This is a genomic window from Duganella sp. 3397, assembly GCF_031456625.1.
GTDB classification, from domain to species: Bacteria; Pseudomonadota; Gammaproteobacteria; order Burkholderiales; family Burkholderiaceae_D; genus Rugamonas; species Rugamonas phyllosphaerae.
Genome location: NZ_JAVDVB010000002.1, coordinates 39287 through 62965, shown reverse-complemented (window position 1 = coordinate 62965; position 23679 = coordinate 39287). Strand labels below are relative to the sequence as shown.

At 64.5% G+C, this 23679-nt stretch carries 18 protein-coding genes; 6 read left to right on the top strand and 12 right to left on the bottom strand.

Annotated features, from left to right (window positions below; genetic code table 11):
• Positions 1-6: 6 nt before the first annotated feature.
• Complete coding sequence (locus J2X54_RS04940; protein WP_070249602.1) at positions 7-900, top strand: c-type cytochrome; 894 nt, start codon at positions 7-9, stop codon at positions 898-900.
• A 1-nt stretch (position 901) separates the two neighbouring features.
• Here J2X54_RS04940 and urtE read toward each other — a convergent pair whose 3' ends face one another.
• From urtE to J2X54_RS04905, 7 genes are all read right to left on the bottom strand, one after another.
• The gene (gene urtE, locus J2X54_RS04935) at positions 902-1600 is read right to left on the bottom strand and encodes an urea ABC transporter ATP-binding subunit UrtE (RefSeq protein ID WP_310178560.1); all 699 of its coding nucleotides are present in this window, start codon (positions 1598-1600) and stop codon (positions 902-904) included.
• Between the two features lie 11 nt (positions 1601-1611).
• Positions 1612-2442: an urea ABC transporter ATP-binding protein UrtD gene (gene urtD / locus J2X54_RS04930; protein WP_310178558.1), complete on the bottom strand. Its 831-nt coding sequence runs from the start codon at positions 2440-2442 to the stop codon at positions 1612-1614.
• Positions 2439-3521, bottom strand: coding sequence for an urea ABC transporter permease subunit UrtC (gene urtC / locus J2X54_RS04925; RefSeq protein WP_310178556.1), 1083 nt, complete (start codon positions 3519-3521; stop codon positions 2439-2441). The genes urtD and urtC overlap by 4 nt, the downstream gene beginning before the upstream one ends.
• A complete protein-coding gene (gene urtB, locus J2X54_RS04920; RefSeq protein ID WP_404990891.1) occupies positions 3518-5137 on the bottom strand; it encodes an urea ABC transporter permease subunit UrtB in 1620 nt (539 codons plus the stop codon). The genes urtC and urtB overlap by 4 nt, the downstream gene beginning before the upstream one ends.
• Before the next feature lie 120 nt (positions 5138-5257).
• Positions 5258-6496 (bottom strand): urea ABC transporter substrate-binding protein, encoded by a 1239-nt coding sequence (gene urtA, locus J2X54_RS04915; RefSeq protein WP_404990890.1) that lies wholly within the window; start codon positions 6494-6496, stop codon positions 5258-5260.
• Positions 6497-6561: 65 nt separating this feature from the next.
• The gene (locus J2X54_RS04910; protein WP_310178550.1) at positions 6562-7719 is read right to left on the bottom strand and encodes a porin; all 1158 of its coding nucleotides are present in this window, start codon (positions 7717-7719) and stop codon (positions 6562-6564) included.
• 112 nt (positions 7720-7831) lie between these two features.
• Positions 7832-9634, bottom strand: a complete 1803-nt coding sequence (locus J2X54_RS04905; protein WP_310178548.1) for a S41 family peptidase — start codon at positions 9632-9634, stop codon at positions 7832-7834.
• 64 nt (positions 9635-9698) lie between these two features.
• On the opposite strand from J2X54_RS04905, the gene J2X54_RS04900 reads away from it, so the two are divergent.
• The 5 genes from J2X54_RS04900 (at position 9699) to J2X54_RS04880 (ending at position 15323) form a co-directional block, all read left to right on the top strand.
• Positions 9699-9926, top strand: a complete 228-nt coding sequence (locus tag J2X54_RS04900; protein ID WP_070249609.1) for a hypothetical protein — start codon at positions 9699-9701, stop codon at positions 9924-9926.
• Between the two features lie 196 nt (positions 9927-10122).
• Positions 10123-11205, top strand: coding sequence for a DNA topoisomerase IB (locus J2X54_RS04895; protein WP_310178543.1), 1083 nt, complete (start codon positions 10123-10125; stop codon positions 11203-11205).
• Positions 11206-11305: 100 nt separating this feature from the next.
• A complete protein-coding gene (locus J2X54_RS04890) occupies positions 11306-11737 on the top strand; it encodes a hypothetical protein (RefSeq protein WP_310178538.1) in 432 nt (143 codons plus the stop codon).
• A 102-nt stretch (positions 11738-11839) separates the two neighbouring features.
• Positions 11840-12328: a hypothetical protein gene (locus J2X54_RS04885; protein ID WP_310178536.1), complete on the top strand. Its 489-nt coding sequence runs from the start codon at positions 11840-11842 to the stop codon at positions 12326-12328.
• Positions 12329-12461: 133 nt separating this feature from the next.
• Positions 12462-15323, top strand: a complete 2862-nt coding sequence (locus J2X54_RS04880) for an insulinase family protein (RefSeq protein ID WP_310178534.1) — start codon at positions 12462-12464, stop codon at positions 15321-15323.
• An 8-nt stretch (positions 15324-15331) separates the two neighbouring features.
• Here J2X54_RS04880 and J2X54_RS04875 read toward each other — a convergent pair whose 3' ends face one another.
• The 5 genes from J2X54_RS04875 to smc are packed head-to-tail and all read right to left on the bottom strand — an operon-like array spanning position 15332 to position 23603.
• Complete coding sequence (locus tag J2X54_RS04875; RefSeq protein WP_310178531.1) at positions 15332-15865, bottom strand: hypothetical protein; 534 nt, start codon at positions 15863-15865, stop codon at positions 15332-15334.
• A gap of 2 nt (positions 15866-15867) precedes the next feature.
• Positions 15868-16404 (bottom strand): peptide deformylase, encoded by a 537-nt coding sequence (gene def / locus J2X54_RS04870; protein WP_310178527.1) that lies wholly within the window; start codon positions 16402-16404, stop codon positions 15868-15870.
• A gap of 10 nt (positions 16405-16414) precedes the next feature.
• Entirely contained in the window at positions 16415-18754 is a 2340-nt protein-coding gene (ligA, locus tag J2X54_RS04865; protein ID WP_310178525.1) for an NAD-dependent DNA ligase LigA, read from the bottom strand.
• 14 nt (positions 18755-18768) lie between these two features.
• Positions 18769-20079, bottom strand: coding sequence for a cell division protein ZipA C-terminal FtsZ-binding domain-containing protein (locus tag J2X54_RS04860; protein WP_310178521.1), 1311 nt, complete (start codon positions 20077-20079; stop codon positions 18769-18771).
• A complete protein-coding gene (smc, locus tag J2X54_RS04855; protein ID WP_310178518.1) occupies positions 20076-23603 on the bottom strand; it encodes a chromosome segregation protein SMC in 3528 nt (1175 codons plus the stop codon). Before smc ends, J2X54_RS04860 begins: the two co-directional genes overlap by 4 nt.
• Positions 23604-23679: the final 76 nt, after the last annotated feature.

Genomic DNA, 23679 nt, shown 5'->3' with positions numbered 1-23679 from the left:
CATCCGATGATCAACACCCGCCGTCGACTGGTTATCACCACCGTTGCCGCCACGTTGGCGACAGTTGGCGTGGTGGGCGGCGCCATCGGGTTGACGGTGCTGTATGGCGGTTTCTATCATATCGGCGCCACCAAGTCGCACTTCCCGCAGGTGTACCACGTGCTGGAACGGGGCTTGCTGGAATCGGTGCGCTTTCATGCACGCGACGTGGCAGTGCCGCCAGCGATTGCGCGCGAGGCCGATACGCCGCCCGGCGCACCGTCGGCCACCTATCGGGCATCGAGCCAGGTGGTGCGCGGCGCCGGCCTGTATCGCGACAATTGTGTCACCTGCCACGGCGCGCCCGGCGTAGCGCAGGACGATATCGGCAAGAGCATGCAGCCGGTACCCGGGCCGTTGTCGGACGCAGCGCGGCGCTGGCGCCCGAATGAGCTGTACTGGATCACGCGCCACGGCATCAAGATGAGCGGCATGCCGGCCTGGCAGTACCACCTGGCGGAAGAGGACATCTGGGCGGTGGTGGGGTTCCTGGTCGCCCTGCCCTCGATGACGCCCAGGGATTACGCCGACATCACCGCGCAGTCAGGTGCACAACAGCGCGCGCCACGGCAGTCGTTCGCCCAGGCCGACGTGGGGCGTGGAAAGCTGGCCTTTACCCAGTATGCATGCCATGCCTGCCACATGATCCCCGGCGTGGTCGGTTCCGACACTTCGGTGGGCCCGGCGCTGGCAAACCTCAGGTCGCGCAAGTTCATCGCCGACGACCTGCCCAATAACGCCGCCAACCTGGCGCGCTTCATCCGCGATCCGCAAGCCATCAGCCCCCACAGCGCCATGCCGGCCATGGGCGTGACCGAATCGGATGCGCGCGACATGGCCGCCTACCTGCTCGAGCAGTGAGTTAAACCGCCAGGTGGCGCTTGACCTCGGGGTCGCCCATCTGCGCCTGCACGCCGGCCGCCACCACTTCGCCGCGCGAGAGCACCATGAACTGGTCGGCCAGCTCGTGGGCGAAGTCGAAGTACTGCTCGCACAGCAAAATCGCCATGTCGCCGCGTTCGCGCAGCAGCCGGATAACGTTGCCGATATCCTTGATGATCGACGGCTGGATGCCCTCGGTCGGCTCATCGAGAATGATCAGTTTCGGTTCGGCCAGCAAGGCGCGGGCGATTGCCAGCTGCTGCTGCTGGCCGCCGGACAAATCGCCCCCGCGCCGATGCAGCATCGACTTCAACACCGGGAACAGTTCGTACACCTCGCCCTTGATGGCGCTGGCCTTCTTGCCGCTGTGCGTGGCAAGGCCCATCAGCAGGTTTTCCTCCACCGTCAGCCGGGCGAAAATCTCGCGGCCCTGCGGCACATAGGCGATGCCGGCCCGCGCCCTCTGGTGCGGCGCCAGGCGCGTGATGTCGCGCCCTTCCAGCTTGACCGAACCGCTGGACGCCGGCAGTACGCCCATCAGGCATTTCAATAGCGTGGTCTTGCCCACGCCATTGCGGCCCAGCAGCGCCATGCACTTGCCCCGCTCGAGTTCCAGCGACACGCCACGCAGCGTGTGGGCGGCGCCGTAGTACTGGTTGATATTTTCCACTTGCAGCATCGTTATTCCCTTCAGCGTCCGAGATAGACTTCGATCACCCGTTCATCGGACTGCACTTGCGCCATCGTGCCCTGCGCCAGTACCGAGCCATCATGCAGCACCGTCACCACGCCCTGCCGGGCGATCTCGGTGACGAAACCCATATCGTGTTCAACCACCATGATCGAATGCTTGCCGCGCAATTCGTTCAGCAGTTCGGCGGTGCGCGCGGTTTCAGCGTCGGACATGCCGGCCACCGGTTCGTCGAGCAGGATCAGTTGCGGCTCCTGCATCAGGAGCATGCCGATTTCCAGCCACTGCTTCTGGCCGTGGGACAGCAGGCCGGCCAACCGGGTTTCGCTGCCGTTCAGGCGTATCAGGCGCAGGATTTCGTCGATCTTGCCCTTCTGCTCCGACGTCAGGCGCGCAAACAGCGTGGGGCGCACGCGCTTGTCGGCCTTCATCGCCAGCTCGAGGTTTTCGAACACCGTGTGGTGCTCGAACACGGTGGGCCGCTGGAACTTGCGGCCGATACCGGCGTGGGCGATTTCGTGCTCCGCCATGCGCGACAGGTCCATGGTCTGGCCGAAGAACGCGGTGCCAGTCGTGGGCCGGGTCTTGCCGGTGATGACGTCCATCATCGTGGTCTTGCCGGCGCCATTGGGGCCGATGATGCAGCGCAGTTCTCCAACCGAGATATCGAGCGACAGTCTATTGAGGGCGCGGAAGCCGTCGAACATCACCGTGATCTCTTCCAGGTACAGGATGGCGCCGTGGCTGGTATCGACGCCGTGGCCGGCCACGCGGCCGTACGACGGACCCTGGGCGCCGATTACGTCCGGCGCGGTGTCAACGATGCTCATGCTTGCTCCTTGCGCCAGCGCGCGGTCAGTCCCGCCAGTCCCTGCGGCAGGTAGATGGTCACCAGGATGAAGATCAGGCCCAGGGCGAACAGCCACAGGTCCGGGAAGGCGCCGGTGAACCAGCTTTTCAGGCCGTTGACCGAGAACGCGCCGACGATGGGTCCGAGCAGCGTGCCACGGCCACCGACAGCGGCCCAGATCACCATTTCGATCGAATTGGACGGCGACATTTCGGACGGATTGATGATGCCCACCTGCGGCACGTAAAGCGCACCGGCAATCCCGCACAGCACTGCCGACAAGGTCCAGACGAACAGCTTGAACCACAGCGGGTTGTAACCGATGAACATCAGGCGCGACTCCGCATCGCGCACGCCCTGCAGCACCCGGCCCAGGCGCGACTTGACGATGGCGCGGCACAGCAGCAAGGCGCCCAGCAGCGCGGCCAGCGTGACCAGGTACAGCACCGCCTTGGTACCGGGCGCGCTGATGGAATAGCCGAGGATGCGCTTGAAGTCGGTGAAACCGTTGTTGCCGCCAAAGCCGGTGTTATTACGGAAGAACAGCAGCATGAACGCATACGTCATGGCCTGCGTGATGATGGAAAAATACACGCCCTTGATGCGCGAGCGGAAGGCGAAGTAGCCGAACACGAAGGCCAGCACGCCCGGCACCAGCACCACCAGCGCCAGGCAGTACCAGAAGCTGTCGGTACCGGCCCAGAACCACGGGTAGGTTTTCCAGTCGAGGAAGACCATGAAGTCCGGCAGGTCGCTGGCGTAACTGCCTTCGTGGCCGATGGCGCGCATCAAGTACATGCCGTGGGCGTAGGCGCCCAGCGCGAAGAACACGCCGTGGCCCAGCGACAGGATGCCGGCGTAACCCCACACCATGTCCAGCGCCAGTGCGGCCAGCGCGTAGCACATGAATTTGCCGATCAGGCTCACCATGTAGCTCGGCACATGCAGCGGGTGGCCGTCGGCAAAGAAGAGATTCAACAGCGGCAGCGCCGCCAGCACCACGCAGCACACGACGATGCCGACCCAGGCCTGCCTGGAAAAAAGAGATGGGGATGTCATTCTACGCTCCTGCCTTTCAGGGCAAACAGGCCTTGCGGGCGTTTCTGGATAAAGACGATGATGAAGACCAGGATGCCGATCTTGGCCAGCACGGCGCCGGCAAACGGCTCCAAGAATTTATTGGCTTCACCGAGGCCGAAGGCGGCGATGATGGTGCCGGCCAGCTGGCCCACGCCGCCCAGCACCACCACCATGAACGAATCGACGATGTACGCCTGCCCCAGGTCGGGACCGACGTTGCCAAGCTGCGACAGCGCCACGCCACCGAGACCGGCGATGCCGGAGCCGAGGCCGAAGGTCATCATGTCGATCCTGGCGGTGGACACGCCCACGCAGCCGGCCATGCGACGGTTCTGCATCACGGCACGCACGAACAGGCCGAGCCGGGTTTTATTGAGGATCAGCCAGACACCGGCCACCACCACCAGCGAGAACCCGATGATGACGATGCGGTTGTACGCGAGCACCAGGTTGCCCAGCACGGTCACCCCGCCGGTCATCCAGGCGGGGTTGGCCACTTCGACGTTCTGCGCCCCGAAGATGGTGCGCACGGTCTGCATCAGGATCAGGCTGATGCCCCAGGTGGCCAGCAGGGTTTCGAGTGGCCGGCCGTACAGCCAGCGGATCACGGTGCGCTCCATCGCCACGCCCACGGCCGCCGTCACCAGGAAAGCGGCCGGCAGCGCGGCGAACAGATAGGCGTCCACCGCCGATGGGAAGGAGTGGCGAAACGCCATCTGGCACAGGTAGGTGGTGTAGGCGCCGATCATCAGCAGCTCGCCGTGCGCCATGTTGATGATGCCCATCAGGCCGAAGGTAATCGCCAGGCCCAGGGCGGCGAGCAGCAGCACGCTGCCGAGCGATATGCCGTAGAAGACATTGCCGAGGAATTCGGTGCGGGCCAGGCGGCTGTCGATCGCCGCCAGGGTTTTGGCGGCGGCCACGCGCACGGCTTGGTCGGGTTCCACCGGAGTACCGTCGTCGTTCTTGCCCTGCATCGCCTCCAGGGACGGGCGCAGGCTGGCGTTGCTGCTGCCGGCCAGCGCTTCCACCGCAGCCTTGCGGCGCGCGGCGTCGGGCGACTGCAGGTTGGCGGTGGCGGCGACCAGTTGCAGCTGCTCGCGGATGGCGGAATCCTGTTCGGCGGCCAGCGCCTTGTCGATCAGCGGGGCCTGGGCGTAGGTCACGCTTTTTAGCAGCTCGCCCACGGCGGCGGCGCGTTCGGCGCGGTCTTTCGAAAACAGCTTGAGCGCGGACAGCGCCTCTTCCACCGCGCCGCGCAGGCGGTTGTTGAGCATCACGCCGTCCAGGCCCTCGGGCATGGGGCCGGTCTTGTCGGTGGCGGGGTCGTAGGCCTGGTCGTCGGTGACGATCAGCAGGCGGCCGTCTGCGGTTTTGTAGAGCGCGTCGTTATTGAGCGCGGTGAGCAGGCGGGTGGCGTCGTCGTTGGCGAGCGCGCCGATCTTGGCGATGGCGTCGAGCTTGGGGTCGAAGTCGTCGCCGGCCAGGGGGGCCAGCAGCGCGGGGGCAATGGCTGCCTGTACCGCGCCGCACAACAGCAGACAGGCGATGAATAGGAGTTTTTTCACTTGGTGCTTCCTGGTGGGGGAAATCATGCTCGGCATGGATCCCGCGTGCGCGGGGATGACGGAGCGCGCAGCCATGATGCTGCGTGCTCCGTTGGTTTGGGCAGAGCCGCAGCAGTTGACATTGCCCACTCCGCCAGTTACAGCGCCTTACAGTTTTTGCTTGGCCTCGTTACCCTTGATGTAAGGGCTCCACGGTTGCGCGCGTACCGGGCCCGGGGTTTTCCACACCACGTTGAACTGGCCGTCACCGCGAATCTCGCCGATGAACACCGGCTTGTGCAGGTGGTGGTTGGTCGCATCCATGGTCAGGGTCATGCCCGACGGCGCCTTGAAGGTCTGGCCGGCCATCGCCGCGATCACCTTGTCGGTGTCGGTCGATTTGGCTTTTTCTACCGCCTGGGCCCACATGTGGATGCCGACATAGGTTGCTTCCATCGGGTCGTTGGTGACCACGGTTTTGGCGTTCGGCAGCTTCTTGGCCACAGCGTACGCTTTCCATTTCTTGATGAAGTCGGCGTTGACAGGGTTCTTGATCGACTCGAAATAGTTCCAGGCCGCCAGGTGGCCGACCAGCGGCTTGGTATCGACGCCGCGCAGTTCTTCCTCGCCCACCGAGAACGCCACCACCGGCACGTCGGTGGCCTTGATGCCGGCGTTGCCCAGCTCCTTGTAGAACGGCACGTTGGAGTCGCCGTTGATGGTGGAGATGACCGCCGTCTTGCCGCCGGCCGAGAACTTCTTGATGTTGGCGACGATGGTCTGGTAGTCGGAGTGGCCGAACGGGGTGTACACCTCCTCGATGTCGCTGTCCTTCACGCCCTTCGATTTCAGGTAGGCGCGCAGGATTTTATTGGTCGTGCGCGGGTACACGTAGTCGGTGCCCAGCAGGACAAAGCGCTTGGCGCTGCCGCCCTCCTTGCTCATCAAGTAGGCCACGGCGGGAATGGCCTGCTGGTTCGGCGCCGCGCCGGTGTAGAACACGTTCTTTTCCAGTTCTTCGCCCTCGTACTGCACCGGGTAGAACAGCAGGCTATTGAGTTCCTTGAATACCGGCAGCACCGACTTGCGCGAGACCGACGTCCAGCAGCCGAAGACGGCTGCCACCTTGTCCTGGGCAATCAGGCCGCGCGCCTTTTCGGCGAACAACGGCCAGTTCGAGGCCGGATCGACGACGACCGCTTCGAGCTTCTTGCCCATCACGCCGCCGTTGGCGTTGATCTCGTCGATGGTCATCAACGCCACGTCCTTGAGCGACGTTTCCGAGATGGCCATGGTGCCGGACAGCGAGTGCAGGATGCCGATCTTGATGGTGTCCGCGGCCTGGGCCAGGCCTGGCAACAGGCTGCCGACGGCCACCAGCGAGGTGGCGGCGGCGATGCGGGTCATGGCGCCGATGAAAGTGCGGCGGGTGCGAAGGTGGTTTTGCATGGTCGGGCTCCGAAAATGAGGGATTAGTATTGGAGTTGCAGGGTGACGGCAAACTTGTCGGCGTCGCCGGCACGGGTAACTTTGGTCTTGGAGTACACCGCGCTCACCTGGGCGTTGTAGCCGTCGATGATGTAGTTCACGCCCGCGTCGACCTGTTTGGTGTCGATGTTGGTGTCGGCGTTGAATTTCTGGAAGCGGGCGAACGGCTGCAGCTTGCCCCAGCCGGCTTTCTGCTCGAAGATGTACGAGGCGCCGGCCGAATAGGCCTTGCCCTGCTCGGAGAGCACGATGTTGTCGGTGTCGTAGTCGTAGTAGGCGGCTTCGATGGCGACCGCGCCCGAACCCTTGAAGCGCTTCTCCATCAGGAAGTCGATGTTGTACGAGCTGTACTTGCCGCTGCGCGCCACGGTCAGGATGCCGTCCTTCTGGTAGCGGCCCGCCACGCCGATCGACAGGATGTCGGCATTGCCCAGGTAGTTGCCGGTGCCGTAGTAGCCCGGTTCCGCATCCCAGAAGTCATACTGCACCCGGCCTGCATACATCAGGGCGTCGTCGGCCTTGACGCCGGCAGCGTTGGCCTGCGACTGGGTCAGCGTGCCGATGCCCAGCGTGTGGCCTTCGAAGGCGCCGAACGAGTAACCAAGCTTGCCGTCGGCCGCATTACCCCAGACGACCACGCCGTCGTCGCGGCCACGGAAGATGCCGCCGTTGTAGCCGTAGCGCGAAGCCACGCCGGCCCAGTAGCCGCCGCCCAGCGAGTAGTACGGACCGGCCATGTTGGCGCGGTCGGACGGCGACAGCAGGCGGCCGGCCCAGATATTCAGTTCGGGAGAAATGGCGAACTGGCCGGCGGCATCGAGCACGCGGATCTTGTCGCCGTCCCACTCGGTGTTGAACATGCCCTTGATGTTCTTGTTGAGGGTGGCGCCGAAGTACAAGCGGCCGCTGTCGAGATTGAAATCGCTGGAGCGCTTGCCGCCGCCAGGCGCGCCGTCGTCAAGCGAGGTGTAGCTCTCGCGCAGGCCGAAGCCCACGGAGACCGACTTTTCGTCGTCGATCTTGATGGTGGCGCCGGCGTGGACCTGGCCCACGGCGCAGGCGCCGGCCACCAGGGCGGCCACCGCCAACAAGCTGCTACCGCTGCTACCGCTGCTGCGGCTATTCTTCGCTACACGACCCATTCGATTCCCCTTGTTTTGGCTAGTCTTGAATTGCTTGCTCGTTCATCAAAGGGTTTGCGCCTTTGACATGTTGCAAGATTAGCCAGCGGGGTCAGGTCGGGGAATACGTCAATTAACGTAGTGGTGGTGACGCAACCTGGCCGCCGCGCGCCGATGGGTGGCGCAGTACGGCGGCAGCGCGTTCGAGCGCCAGGTCGCGCCCCGCGCGCAGGTCTGCCACGGTTTGCGGCGCCTCCAGGTCGGGCGCGATGCCTTTACCGACAAAGGTGGAGCCGTCGGGATACACGTCGCGCTTGACGCAGATCCGTGCCCAGCCGCCGCCGGGCAGGGAGAGCGAGAGCGGCTGACCGGTGCTGCCGCCGGTGGTTTCGCCCACGACGACGCCGCGCTTCATGATCCTGAACATGGCAGTGAAGTCTTCGGCGGCGGACAGCGTGTCCACGCCGGTGAGCACGGCAACGCGACCGTCGAACACCTGTTGTTGCGGCTGCCGGCATTCGTAGCTGCGGCGGCTCCAGTCGATCATGGGGTTGCCCTGCGCGCGCTCGATGACGTTGTCGTTGCGGGTCATGCTGTCCATGAACTTGATCGGTGAGCGGGTCAGATGCGAAAGCACCTGCACGGCGTACGCGCCATTGCCGCCGCCATTGCGGCGCACATCGATGATCAGCCCCTGCGCGGCCAGAATTTGTGGCAGCGCCGCCTCGAACGCTTTTATGTCGCCATCGTCTGCAAACTGGTCGAGCGCGATGTAGGCGATGCCGCCGTCGAGCATTTTGAAACCGCCGCCGGGCGGCACGCTGCCGAAGCCTGAGCGGGCCACCGTTTCGGTGCGCTCGGCGCCATCGGGCGCACGCAGCCCGATCACGACCGGCCGCCCAGCGTCGCCGGCGAACAACTGGTAGTTGAACGTGCGCGCGTCGCGGTAGCGCTGCGTGTTGCCGCCTATCGTGGGCGCGATGCGCTCGCGCCCGTACTGGCGCACCGGCACGCCGTCGATGGACACGACTTCGTCGCCACGGTGGATGCGCGCCGCCACGCCGGCGTCGCCCACGTGCAGCACGATGACCTTGTCCTCGATCAGCGCCGTATTCAACGGCGCCGGCGCGTACAGCACCGACGCCAGTGGCTCCGGCGCGCGGATGTCGGTATGGGCGTCCTGCAGCAGCGGCGCCAGCGTGAGCATCACGCGGTAGTAATCCTCGGTGGTGGGCGCGGCGATCACCTTGGCCAGGTAGTCCATATAGACTTGGTCCCACTGCAGTTGCGGCACATGGTCGAAATAGACGAAATTGCGCCGGGCCTCGGCCCAGAATAGCGACAGGCCCGCCACTTTTTCTGCCGTGGTGAGCACCGGCTTCCAGGGTGTGGCAATGGCCGGCGTATTGTAGATTTGTCCGGGCAGCTTCATGGTCGCCTGCAGCGCCTTGAAACGCGGCTCGTCACGCAGTGCGTTGAAGTCCTCGTGCGCCAGCGCGCGTTCGATGGCTGGCGCCCACGCCAGGTTGGCCAGCCGATCCAGCACCGCCAGCGCCTGCTGCTGTTGACCGAGCTTCGCGTACGCCATCGCCTGCGAGAGCTCGAGATTGAGCTGCTCGTAGATCAGCGACCGGTTGCCGTCGGCACGTTCCCTGACCGCCGGCCCGGCCAGGTAATCGAGCGCCTGCTGGTACAGCGCCACCGCGCGCCGTACGTCGTCCGGCGGCGCCTCGGGCCCGGCCAGCTGTTGCGCCTGCCGACGCAACCCTTTGGCAAACTCGACACTGGCGTCGGCGCTGGCTGTCGCCGGCGGGGTGGCGGCAGCATGGCCGGGCGAGGTAGCAACGGCAAGTGCGATGGCAATCAGGGGGTCGGTGCATGAGGAGGGTCCGGTGGCAAGGTGGCGGATGTTGCCATAAATACATACTTGTCGCAACCATGGCAGTGGCGATGGCGGCCCTGGCGTGGCAAAATACCGCCTTCACTTTGAAGGAACCGCCATGACCATATTTGCCGCCTCCGTGTTTGACGCCACCGTGATCTACGAGGGTAATGAACTGTTCAAGGGCCAGGGCGCCGCGCGCGGCTGGGCCGAAAAGCTGGCCAAGGAACTCGAGTGCCCGATCGACGTGGTCAAGATCGGCACCGGCTGGGCGCTGGTGGGCACCGTGGACGGCGAGCCGCGCAAGTGGGGCATCATGGGCCAACGTTTAAAAAGCCTCGAGTAGCGTCAGACAAAGCCTCCAGCGCTTCGTTGCAGCTCCTCGCCGTACTATTCGTACTGTCTTCGTCGCTGCGCCTTGCGCTGAAAGCTTTGTCTGGCGCTACATACTCTGGGTGGGGTCGGTGCGTTCGCGCACAACACGCCGCCAGCGCCGGGAGTAGCATCGTTCCGATACTGCTAAACGACGCCAGAGGACAGCAATGAAGCGCGACGAACTACCTGAAGTACCGGGCGGCGTGGCCGATGCGCCGGCCGCCGCGAAATCGGCCGGCCTGCGCTACGTGCACGACGACCAGCACGGCATCACCCGCAAGCAGCGCGGCAAAACTTTTTATTACGTCGATGCGGACGGCGCCACTGTCAAGGACGAAGATACGCTGGCGCGCATCAAGTCGCTCGTGATTCCTCCGGCCTACCAGGACGTCTGGATCTGCAAGCACGCCAACGGCCACCTGCAAGCCACGGGCCGCGACGCGCGCGGGCGCAAGCAGTATCGCTACCATCCCAAGTGGCGCGCCGTGCGCGACGAGTCGAAGTACGAACGCATGCTCAGCTTCGGCAAGGCCCTGCCGAAAATCCGCCGCGCCGTCGACGAGTCGCTCAAGCTGCCGGGTCTGCCGCGCGAAAAAGTCCTGGCCACCATCGTCTATTTGCTCGAAGCGACCATGATGCGGATCGGCAACGAGGAGTATGCGCGCGAGAACAAGTCGTTCGGCCTCACCACGCTGCGCGAACGCCACGTGCGGCTCGACGGCACCAAAGTGGAGTTCCGCTTCCGCGGCAAGAGCGGCGTCAACCACTCGGTGCAGGTACAGGACCGGCGCCTGGCCAATATCATCCGCCGCACGCTCGACCTGCCAGGCCAGGACCTGTTCCAGTACGTCGATGACGATGGCAACCCGCACACGGTCGGCTCGGCCGATGTGAACGAATACCTGCAATCGATCGCCGGCGAAGACTATACCGCCAAGGATTTCCGCACCTGGTCGGGCACGGTGCTGGCGGCGGTGGCACTGCTCGAATACGAAAAGTTCGATTCCGAAGTGCAGGCCAAGAAGAACGTGGTGGCCGCGATCGAAGCGGTGGCAAAAAAGCTCGGCAATACGCCGACCATTTGCCGCAAGTGCTATGTGCACCCGGCCGTCATCGAGACCTACCTCAGTGGTGCCATGAAGACCGCGCTGCGCAAGCGCGCGCAGCAGCAGTTGCAGGACGACGTGCACGCGCTGCGGCCAGAAGAAGCTGCCGTGCTGGCGCTGTTGCAGCGGCGCTTGCAGTCGTAGCGCATGATTGCATGGGACTGAGCGCGGATCGGGTGATGCGCGTTCGGGCGGCCCGCGTTCGGGTTAGAATCGGCTTTTCGATCGCCGCGCGCTGCCGACCATGCCCCCAGCCCTGCCCTTCCCGATCCGCAAGGAATGCCCGCCCGGCGCATGTGAATGCCGCCAGGGCGAGCTGCTGGACGCTTGGGAGCGTGACCCGGCCACCGATATCCGCATCCTGCGCCTGACGCGCGACGAAGAAAAAGCGCTGGTCGCGCGCATCGAAGCCATCGACAGCTACGAAGCGCTGAACCGTATCGAGCAGCGCCTGTACGACCTGCTGGGCATCCGGCTCACCATCACACCCAGCGCCAACGGCGTGCGCACCGTTCGGGGCCTGAACATCAAGCTGGCCGAGCAGCAAGGCCTGTGCCGCCGCACCCGCGAGATATTGCCGGCGGCAGTGCGGCGCTGCCTCGCCGAGCATCCCGAGATTGTTTATGCGCTGCTCAATGCCCGCGACCTGCTGGCGGATATCCCGGATCAGCCTTAGCTTGCCTGGCCTCAAGCTGGCCATCACCGTGTCTGCAATAGCACCCATGGTGTTATCTGAAGTGTATGATTGGCTGCACTGCCAATTCGCCACCCAGGACACATGAAGATCCCATCGCTGATCAACCTCGCAACCGCCCTGACCATCGTGACAGCAAGCGGCGCTGCCGCGGCAGCCTGCAACGTCAGGCCGGGCTTTGCATCGGCCAATCATAAAACGGTCGTAGGCTCGGCCATGCATGACAGCAGCGCAGTCTTCACCGCCCAGGTCACCGCGATCGAATACGTTCCGGCGGACGCTCAGCAGGCCAACGGCAGAAAGTTTCAGACAGTTAAACTGAGTACCGGCACCTGGTGGAAAGGAACGCCGAGCGAACAGGTCACGCTGCACACCATGATCCCCAGGGATGCCGACGGCACCGATTACATCGTCTCGACCGAGTACCAATACGAGGTTGGAAAAAGTTACCTGATTTACGCGACCACCGCCGGCAATCGGCTGTATGCAAGTGGCTGCACCCGAACCCGCAAGCTCGGCGCTGCAAGCGCCGATATCGCCGAGCTTGATGCATTGAAGTCCGAAGCGAACTGATCGACTTCAAACACGTCTGGTGATTGTCAGCCACGGCGGGAGTTGCCTTTCTCTCAAGCAGTTGATCGGCTGCGCATTGCCGAAAGGATATTTCTCGCTTACAGTCTGAGAGACCTCACTTACAGGAATTCGCATGACCAAACATTTGCGCTTGTCCGCCCTGCTCGCCGGCGTGCTGCTGGCCATGACGGCGCTGGCAGTTGCGGCGCCGGTCCTCACCGACCGGCTGCCGCTCGACCCCAGCGTCAAGATCGGCAAGCTCGATAATGGTCTGACCTACTACATCCAGAAAAACGCCAAGCCGGCCCAGCGCGTGGAACTGCGGCTGGTGGTCAATGCCGGCTCGGTGCAGGAGGACGATGACCAGCGCGGCATGGCTCACCTGCTCGAGCACATGGCCTTCAACGGCAGCACCCATTTTAAAAAGCACGAGCTGATCGCCTACCTGCGCTCGATCGGCGTGCGCTTCGGGGCCGACCTGAACGCTACCACCGGCTTCGACATGACCATGTACATGTTGCCGATTCCGACCGACAAACCGGAAAACCTCGAGCAAGGCATGACGGTGCTGGAAGACTGGGCCCACGGCCTGACCCTCACCGACCAGGATATCGACGACGAGCGCCAGATCGTGCTCGAAGAAAAGCGCCTGCGCAGCGGCTACGCCCGGCGCAGCCTGGCCGCCGTGCTGCCGAAACTGGCCAACGGTTCGCGCTACCAGGACCGGCTGCCGATCGGCACCGAGGACTCGATCCTGCACGCCAGGGCAGATGCCGTGCGCCGCTTCTACGCCGACTGGTATCGCCCCGACCTGATGGCCGTGATCATGGTCGGCGATCTCGACCCGGTCGAGGCCGAGCAGATGGTCAAGCGCCATTTCAGCGGTTTGACCATGCCGGCCAAGCCGCGTCCGAATGTCGCTTACCCGGTGCCGCCGCTCGGTGCGCCGGAGGCGCTGGTCTTCCTCGACCAGGAAGCGCCAGCCAATAACGTCCAGCTGATCTACTCCACCTATACCCGCACACCGGGCCAAACGGTCGGCGACTTGCGCGACGCCCTGGTGCGGCGCCTGTTCAGCCAGCTGATGGCGATGCGCCTGGGCCGCCTGACGCAGACGGCCAGGCCGGCGTTTGTCGGCGGCGTTTCCGGCGAGACCGCTTTGCCGTTCGGCGTGAACCACTACAGTTACTCGGCCAGCGCCATGGTGGGCAAGGCAGGCGTGCATGCCTCGATCGACACGCTGGTGCGGGAAAACGCCAGGGTGCGGCAGTTCGGCTTTTCTGCGGACAACCTCGACGCGGCCAAGCGCACCATGCTGGGCAGTTATGACTCCGCGGTGAAGACGCGCACAACCCGCAATTCGGCCGCCATCCCGGGCGAATTGATACGCCACTTCCGCACCGGCGGTCCGCTGCCCGGGGTAGAAAAGGAGGCGGAATATGCGCACGAACTGCTGCCCACCATTACCATCGAAGAAATCAACGCCTACGCCCAAAGCGTCATCCCGGCCACGGCGCCCAAGCTGGTGCTGTACACCGCGAACACCAACAGTGTGACCGACGGCCATCCAGCCCCCACCGGCGCCGACCTGCTGGCGCGTGCCGAGGCAGCCAGCAAGCTGCCGGTCGTAAAGCTGGTGGAGAAGGCGCTGCCGAACGACCTGATGAGCAGCAAACCCGCGCCGGGCAGCATTACCGCCCAGATCGATGACAAGGCCACCGGCGTCACTACCCTGACGCTATCGAACGGCGTGAAGGTACTGCTCAAGCCCACCGACTTCAGCAAGAACATGGTGCAGATGCTGGCAGTGCGTCCCGGTGGCCGCACGGCCTACAGCGACGCCGACAAGGCTGCCGTGCGCTTTGCCAGCGACGTCCAGAAGGCGATGGGGGTGGCCTCGTACAGCCCGTCCGACCTGCAGACCGTACTGGCCGGCAAAGGCCTGGCGTACAGCGCGACCATGGGCTTGTACGCCGACCAGTTGAGCGGTGGCAGCCGCAGCGGCGACCTCGAAGCGGTGCTGCAAATGAATTATCTGACCATTACCCAACCGCGCCGCGACGAAAAGCTGTTCCGGTCCTACGTTGTGCGCAGCGCCGAAGCCGTGCGCAACCGTTCGGCCGCGCCGGAAGCGCGCTTTGCCGAGGCGCGGGCCAGGACCGTGTACGGCAACCATCCGCTGCTCGAACTGCCGCCGACACCGGAAGACTACGAGAAGATCAACCTCGACCGCAGTTTCGACCTGCTGCGCGCGCGCCAGTCCAGCGTCAAGGGCATGACCTTCATCTTCGTCGGCGACTTCGAGATCGAGGCGATCAAGCCGCTGCTGGCGACGTACGTGGCGACGCTGCCGGTGGGCGAGGTGCCGCTCACTTACCGCGACCCCGGCATCCGCCAGGGGCCGGGCGTGGTGCGGCGCGAGGTAAAAGCCGGCCTGGAACAGAAGAGCACCGTGATCGTCGATTTCGGCGGCGACACCACGTATTCCTACGCCGACTCCTGGTCACTCGGCCTGCTGAACGAAGTGCTCAATATCCGCATCAACGACGAGCTGCGCGAACAGCAAAAGCTGATCTACTCGGGCGGCTCGAGCGTGCGGTACGACAAGATCCCGCGCGGCCAGTATGGCGCCACCATCGTGTTGCCGACCACCCCGGACAAGGTGCCCAGGGTGGAAGCGGCGTTGTGGGGCGAGATCGAGAAACTGCAGGCAGACGGCCCGCAGGCCGGCGACCTGGACAAGGTCAAACAGGCCAGGCTGCAGACCTACCGCCGGGCGCTTCGTGAAAACGGCTACTGGATGAATTACCTGCGTCTGAACGTGCTCGAAGGGCTGGACCCGCACGAGATCCTCAACATCGACCAGCGCATCAACGCGGTGACTGCCGACGATATCAAGGCAGCGGCGCGGCGCTACCTCGATCGCAAGAATTACGTGGAGATGGTGTTGATGCCGGAGGATGGGGCCGTGGCGGCAGTGGCCAAGCCAGAGTAGCGCTGGTCCTACAGCGGTTTGCCGTCCCTGGCTTTGCGTAACAGGCCGTGATGCCAGGTGAGGACTGCCGCAATGCCGCCTAATATTACGGTACCGAGCACGGCGCTAAACCAGTCGCCCTGGTACAGATACATGGCAGCGTCAAGCGCCGTGAGGATCCACAAAAAGATCGCCATGTTTCTGATGCCGTTACCAACACGGTTGCCGTGCTCGATCAGCCCGGCGCGCTTCTGGTCTTCGGTGATACGCACCTGGGTGCGTGGTAAACCGATGCTCCACAATAAAGAGATAACCGTGTTGATGACCAGGCAAGCTGCGAGGTAGACCAGTATATTGAGCAGCGAGTCCTCGAGCGGAACCCATTCCATCCCGACGATCCATCCTGCGAACAGCAGCAGCTGGAGCCAGCCACGGACGGCGCACTGTTGCTCGGACACCAGGTAAGCGGGACCGAACGGGGCCAATGGCTGAAGCACGCGGCGGCCGTCCGGTTGTGGCTTGGCGACGAGTCGCTTCACAAATTCATTGAATGTCATCGCCATGCTTAATCGTCGTCGTTGGAGTCAAGATCCGGGAACATCACCGACGTGAAGCCGAATTTGGAAAAATCAGTGATACGCGCCGGGTACAGTATGCCCAGCAAGTGATCGACCTCGTGCTGCACCACGCGCGCATGAAAACCGTCCACCTCGCGCTGGATCGGCTGGCGGTGCTGGTCCACGCCTTCGTAGCGCAGGCGCGTGTAGCGCGGCACGCTGCCGCGCAGGCCCGGCACCGACAGGCAGCCTTCGAAGCCCTCTTCCATCTGGTCGGACAAAGGTGTGAGCACGGGATTGATCAATACCGTTTCCGGCACCTGCGGCGCGTCCGGGTAGCGCAGGTTCTGCTTGAAGCCGAAGATCACCAGTTGCAGGTTGACGCCGATCTGCGGCGCGGCCAGGCCGGCGCCATTGGCATCATGCATGGTGTCGAACATGTCGGCGATCAGCTCGCGCATGGCCGGCGTGTCGAACTCGGTGACCGGTTCGGCCACGCGCAGCAGGCGCGGATCGCCCATCTTCAAAATTTCACGAACTGCCATTACGCTTCCTTTATTTTGCCGCCAGCACCGCCAGCAGGCCTGCTTCGTCGAGGATGGTCACTTCCAGCTCCTGGGCCTTGGCCAGCTTGCTGCCGGCATCCGCTCCGGCGACCAGGTAGTGGGTTTTTTTCGAGACCGAACCGGAGACCTTGCCGCCTTCGGCTTCGATCAACTCTGCCGCCTGGTCGCGGCCCATGGTGGGCAAGGTGCCGGTCAGGACGAAGGTCTTGCCGGTCAAATGGCCCTCGCTGGCCACCGTGGCCGGCAATTGCGCCAGCAAGTCCTCGCGCAATGCGGCCAGCGCTTTCACTTGCTGGCGGTTGGCGGCAACGTCCATCCAGGCTTGCAGCGCGTCGGACACCGTGGCCGGCAGGCCGAACACGTTGTAGATGGTCAGGTGCGCCAGCACGTCGAGCGAGACTTCCTGTTCGACCAGCTGCTTGCTGCGCGGTTCCGTCAACTTGGGGATGCCCAGCGCGGCCATCAGCTTGACCGGCTCGAGCTTTTCGCGCAGCTTGGCGCTCGGCGCGTGTTCGCCCTTGGGCGCAACGCCCGCAGCGAGCAGCGCATCGATGGCTTCCTGGTTCTTGGGTTCGGCAAAGAACTCGGCAATCGAAATGGCGACGATGCCGCCGATATCGGGCAGCACGCGCAGCAGCGCGGCCGGCACCCGGCGTACCAGCTCGAAGCGGCCGAGCCACTCGGCCAGGGTCTTGGCGGTCGATTCGCCCACGTGGCGGATACCGAGCGCGAACAGCAGCCGCTCCAGCGGCGGGTTCTTGCTCGCTTCGATCGCTTCGAGCAGGTTCTCGGCCCACTTGGTGGCGACCTTGCCGTTGGCCACTGTCTCCGGGGTAGTGCCGTCGCGTTCATCGGCCAGGCGCTTCATTTCCAGCAGGTCGTCGAGCGTGAGCGCGTACAGGTCGGCCACGCGCTGGACCTTGCCGTGTTCGACCAGGTTGTCGATGTAGCGGTCGCCTAGGCCTTCGATGTCCATCATGCGGCGGCCGGCGAAGTGGCGGATCGCTTCCTTGCGCTGCGCCGCGCAAGTGAGGCCGCCAGAGCAGCGGGCAATCGCCTCGCCCTCCTCGCGCACCACGTGCGAGCCGCAGACCGGGCAGGTCTTGGGCAGCACGTACATGGGCGGCTCGGGTTGCGGACGGCGCTCCAGCACCACCGACAGCACTTCCGGAATCACGTCGCCGGCGCGGCGCACGATCACGGTGTCGCCCACCCGCACGTCCTTGCGGCGCACTTCGTCCTCGTTGTGCAGCGTGGCGTTGGTAACGTTGACGCCGCCGACGAACACCGAGGCCAGGCGCGCCACCGGCGTGATGGCGCCGGTGCGGCCGACCTGCACTTCGATGGCCTGCACGGTGGTCAGCGCTTCCTCGGCCGGAAATTTATGGGCCAGCGCAAAGCGCGGCGCGCGCGAGACGAAACCGAGCGTGCGCTGGTCTTCCAGGCGGTTGGCCTTGTACACCACGCCGTCGATCTCGTAGGGCATGGTCGGACGGGCAGCGCCGACGGTCTGGTAATACTCCATCAAGCCGTCGTAGCCGCGCACCACGGCCGCTTCCTTGGCCACCGGCAGACCCATGGTCTGGTACCACTCGAGCAACGCGCTGTGCGAGGCCGGCATGTCGGCGCCTTCCAGCAAACCGACGCCGTAGGCGAAGAAGCGCAGCTTGCGCTGGCGCGTGATGCGCGAGTCGAGCTGGCGCAGGCTGCCTGCCGCCGCGTTGCGCGGGTTGACGAATTCCTTCTGGCCGGCCTCGCGCTGGCGCGTGTTCAGGGCCGCGAAATCGCCCTTGAACATCAGCACTTCGCCGCGCACGTCCAGCACGGCCGGTGGCTTGTCGGTGCCCAGGCGCAGCGGGATCACGCTGATAGTGCGAATGTTGGCGGTGACGTCTTCGCCGGTGTAGCCGTCGCCACGGGTGGCAGCCTGCACCAGCAGGCCATTCTCGTAGCGCAGGTTGATGGCCAGGCCGTCGTACTTGACTTCAGCTGCGTATTCCACTTCGGCCGACGTATCGAGACCGTCGCGCACGCGGCGATCGAAGTTCTCGATGTCCTCGTCGGTGAACCCATTGCTCAGTGACAGCATCGGCACCGAGTGCGTCACCTGGTCGAACTGCGGCAGCGGCGCCGCGCCCACGCGCCGGGTGGGCGAATCGGGCTGCACCAGTTCAGGGTGATCCTGCTCGAGCTGCTGCAGCTCGAGGAACAGCTTGTCGTACTCCGCGTCCGGGATGGTGGGCGCGTCCTGCACGTGGTAGGCGTGCAGGTGGCGGTTGAGCTCCGCGCTCAGTGCGGCGATGCGTGCTTGGTAATCCACTTCGGTCATTGCAGTTACTCGGCTCAGCTAAACAGGCGCATGGCGCGGGTGGAACCGGCCGGGATGTCGGCGTCATTCATTTCGGTGTAGAAGTCCTGCACCTGCTTGGCGATTTCGGCCAGGGCGGCGTCGGACAGCGGCTGGTTGTAGTCGTCCACGATGGTGGCGTCCAGGCGGCCCATCAGCGACTTGGCGCAGGCGATCATGGCGCCGAAGCCGTCGCGCGCGGGCGCCACGCAGGGCACGTCGAGCAGCAGGGTCAGGCGCGACGTGGTTTCCTCGGCCAGCGTGACGTTGGTGGACAGCGAGAACAGGAAGCCGCCGTCGCCGTCGGGCATCACGTAGCGGCCGTCCGGCCGCAGATCGAAGCCCTGCTTTTCCAGTGCGCCGATCAGGGTGTTGATCGCCCATGGTGCGCCATTGGTGTGCAGGTTGACGCCCAGCTGGGCGTCGTGGCTGGCGACGAAGCGGTGCAGGTTGCGCGCTTCGGCCATCACTTCGATCATGTCCGGCACTTCCGGTTCGGCGCCGATTTCGTCGGACATGGCGCGCAGGCGCGTGACCAGCTCCGAGTATTCGAGTTCGTTCAGCGCAGTGCTGCGGCTGGCCAGCTGGATGCCGCCTTGCAGCCTGGTGTACACGCCACCGTAAGCGATCGGTTCCCAGTCGCCGGAGACGGCCAGGCCGATGTAGTGCAGCGGCTTGTTGCCGACCATGCGCAGGGTTTGCAGCACCGGCAGCAGCTTGTCGCCGCGCAGCGGGGCTTCCAGCGCCAGCGGCAGCAGGCAGTCGATCAACGGATCGACCAGCGCGGTGGCCTGCTCGGCCGCCGCTGCGGCAGCGGCGTTGGCGCGGGCGGCCAGTTCGTCCTCGTCCGGCTCGGGTGCACCGGGCGCGACCGGGTCGATGGTGAATTCAGGGATCGGCGGCAAAGCCGGGCCTGCTGGACTAACCGGGCTCAGTACGGCGCCCAGGGCGGCAGCCGACGCGGTGGCTTCGGCGCCTGCCACGCCGGGGGTATCGGACACCGGCTCGTCGAGCGAGAAGCTTGGTTCCTGGCGCACGGCGGGATCGAGTCCTGGCGCAGTGACCGGAGCGGCAGCGCGCACCGGGGCTGGCGCGACCGGCGCGGCAGGCACCGGATTCTGCGCATAGGAAGGCGCCGACGATGCATTGGGCGCATTTGGATCGCGCATCAGCACGTCGTCGTGATCGGTGCCGAACGCGCGTTCCACGCTTTTCTTGGCCTTGTATTCCTGGATCTTGTTATAGGTGAAAACGCCGGCGACGAACACGCCCGCGAGCCCGATCAAACTCAGTTGGAGATCTGTCATGCTGCTTGTACCTCAGTTGCAAAGTTGGCGGCGGACTCCATGTCCACCGCCACGATGCGCGACACGCCCTGCTCCTGCATCGTCACACCGATTAGTTGATTGGCCATCTCCATCGCAATCTTGTTGTGCGAGATGAAGAGGAATTGGGTATGTTCCGACATGCGCTTGACCATGCGGCAAAAGCGCTCGGTGTTGGCGTCGTCCAGCGGCGCATCGACCTCGTCGAGCAGGCAGAATGGCGCGGGATTCAAGCGGAACATGGAGAACACCAGCGCGGTTGCCGTCAGCGCTTTTTCGCCACCGGACAGCAGGTGGATGGTGGCGTTCTTTTTGCCCGGCGGCTGCGCCATGACCTGCACGCCGGAGTCGAGGATCTCGTCGCCGGTCATGATCAGTTTGGCCTGGCCGCCGCCGAACAGGATGGGGAACAATTCGGAAAAATGACCGTTGACGCGGTCGAACGTATCTTGCAGCAGGTCGCGGGTTTCCTTGTCGATGTGGGTGATCGCATTTTCCAGCGTGGCGATCGCTTCCATCAGGTCGGCATTCTGCGCGTCGAGGAAATTCTTGCGCTCCGAGGCGGTGGCCAGCTCGTCGAGCGCCGCCAGGTTCACCGCGCCCAGCAGCGATATGGCGTTGGTCAGGCGCGTGACCTCGCCTTGCAGGTACGACGCCTTCATGTCCGGATGCAGTTTTTGGGACAGCGCCGCTTCGTCCGCCTGCGCTTCGGCCAGCTGGGCGGCGAACTGCTCCTGGTTCAGGCGCGCGGCCTGTTCCTTCAGTTGCAGCTCGGTGATCTTGTCGCGCTGCGGCTGCAGCGCGCGCTCGGTGGACATGCGCCCTTCCTCGAAGGCACGCATCTGCTGCGCCACCTGGTCCAATTCGTGGCGCGCGTCCGACAAGGCTTTTTCCTGGTCGGTGCGGCGATCGAGCAGGTCCTGCAAGCCGTCGTTGGCAGCCCCCGAATCGAGGTTGGCCAGTTCCATGTGGCCGGCCTCCATGCTGTCGGTCACCTGCACCACCTGGGCGGTGGCGGTGGCAATCGCGCGGCGCAGTTCCTCGATCTTGTTGCGGTGGGTTTTCTCGGCAAAGGCGATTTCCTGGGCGGCGCGTTCGAGATCGCGCGCGGCGTCGCGGGCGTCGGCCAGGCGCTGCTCCTGTTCCAGGAACACGGTCTGACCGTCTTCGTGCTCGCCTTGCAGGTTACCGAGTTCCATGTCGAGCTGCTCGAACTTTTCTTCCGACTCGAGCTTGATCTGGGTTTGCTCTTGTTCCTGCGCGACGATCTCGGCCAGGTCGGCGGCGATCTGCGTGCTGCGCTGGTTGAAGCGCGCTTCGATCTCGGACAGTTTGACCACTTCGATTTGCAGCTTGTGCACCGACTGCTGCAGGCTTTGCAGCTTGACGCGGGCGTCACCGAGCGCGCGCGTGTGGGCGCTGAGCGCTGCTTCGGCGCGCACGGCGCGCGCACGCGCCTCGTCGGCCAGCATCTGCTGGGCGCGCAGCTGGCGCGTGAGGTTCTCGATTTCCTGCTGGCGCCCCAGCATGCCGTCCTGCTCGGAATCGGCTGCGTAAAAGCGCACGCTGGCCGCGTTGATCACGTGGCCCTGCGGCGTGACGAAACTGCCGCCCAGCGGCAGTTTGACCCGCTCGGCAAACGCGGTAGCCACATCGGGCGCCTGGTAGACACTGTGCAGCCAGTCTTGCAGCAGGCCGCGCAGGCCGGGATCGTTCAGTTTCAATAAATCGATGAACGGCGCCAGGCCCGAAGCGTCCACCGGTGCTGGCGGCGCACTGGACGACGGCGCGTACAGCGCCAGCCTGGCCGGCGGCGCATCGGCAAAAAAGGCCTTGGCCCAGTCGATATTCGACAGTTGCAGCGCCGACGTGCGCTCGCGCAGCACCGCTTCCAGCGCGGTCTCCCAGCCGGCTTCGATATGCAGCTTTTGCCACAGTCGCGGCAAGGTATCGAGTTCGTGTTTTTGCAGCCATGGCGTGACTTTGCCCTCGGTCTGCACCCGTTCCTGCAACTGGCGCAGCGCGTTCAGACGCGCTTCCAGCTGGGCGTTGGCGGCAGTCTCGGCATTGACTTGCTGCTGGGCGTCGCGGCGTTCCTGTTCCAGCGCCGGTTGCTGCGCGGTCAGTTCTTCGAGCAAGCCGGTCTGTTCTTCGAGCTGATATTGCTGCTCTTCCTGCTGCTCGCGCAGGTTGCTCAGATGGGCGCTGTCGGGCAGGCTCAGGCCGTGCTTTTCCTGTTGCAGCCGTTCGCGCCGCACGGCCAGGCTGCCCAGGATATTGCTGGCGTTGCGCTGGTGCGCCGATTCCAGTTCCAGCTGCTGCTGCGCCTGCATGATGCGGGCGCGCGACTGCGTGCTTTTTTCCTGCGCGGCGCGCCACGCCTGTTCGAGCAGCGGCAGCGATTCGGCCTTCTGTTCAGCGCGCATCTGCGCCTCTTCCACCTTGGCGCCCAGCTCTTCGAGCGTGAATTCCGCTTCCTCGATCTGGCCGCCATATTCGGTGGCTTGCTGCTGCCACTGGTCGCGCTGGGCGGTGAGCGTGGCCAGCTGCGATTGCAGCCGGCTGCGCGATTCGATCACGAACTTGATCTGCGCTTCCAGGCTGCCGATTTCGGCATTGGTCTGGTACAGCGCGCCCTGTGCCGTGTGCAGGCGGTCGCCGGCGGCAAAGTGGGACTGGCGCAGGTGTTCGAGCGACAGCTCGACGTTGCGCAGCTTGGCGGTTTGTTCTTCGAGGTCGTTCTGGGCCTGCTCCATCTCGCGGAATACGCGCTTTTGCTCGCTTTCCGCCTCGACCTTGCGCAGCAGCCAGAGCAGCTTCTGCTTCTCTTCCTGGTCCGCTTGCAGCTGGTGGAACCTGGTGGCGACGGCGGCCTGGCCTTCGAGCTTCTCCAGGTTGCTGTTCAGTTCGCGCAGGATGTCTTCCACGCGCAGCAGATTCTCGCGCGTGTCGTGCAGGCGGTTTTCGGTTTCGCGGCGGCGTTCCTTGTACTTGGAGACGCCAGCCGCCTCTTCCAGGAACACCCGCAGTTCTTCAGGGCGCGACTCGATGATGCGGCTGATCATGCCCTGGCCGATGATGGCGTAGGCGCGCGGCCCGAGGCCGGTGCCGAGGAAAATGTCCTGGATATCGCGCCGGCGCACCGGCTGGCCATTGATGTAATAGGTGGACGTGCCGTCGCGCGTGAGGGTGCGCTTGACGGCGATCTCGGCATACTGGCCCCACTGCCCCGCGGCCTTGCCGTCGGCGTTGTCGAACACCAGTTCGACCGACGAACGCCCGGCCGGCTTGCGGTGGGTGGAGCCGTTGAAAATCACGTCCTGCATCGACTCGCCGCGCAGCTCGGACGCCTTCGATTCGCCCAGCACCCAGCGCACGGCGTCGATGATGTTGGACTTGCCGCAGCCGTTCGGTCCCACCACGCCAACCAGTTGCCCCGGCACCTGGAAATTGGTGGGATCAACGAAAGACTTAAATCCCGACAATTTAATGGAAGAGAGACGCACGTTGGTTTACTTGGAATATGGGCTATAAAGGTTCGCAATAATACCATTTAGCTTATCGACCAAGGCCAAAAACCAC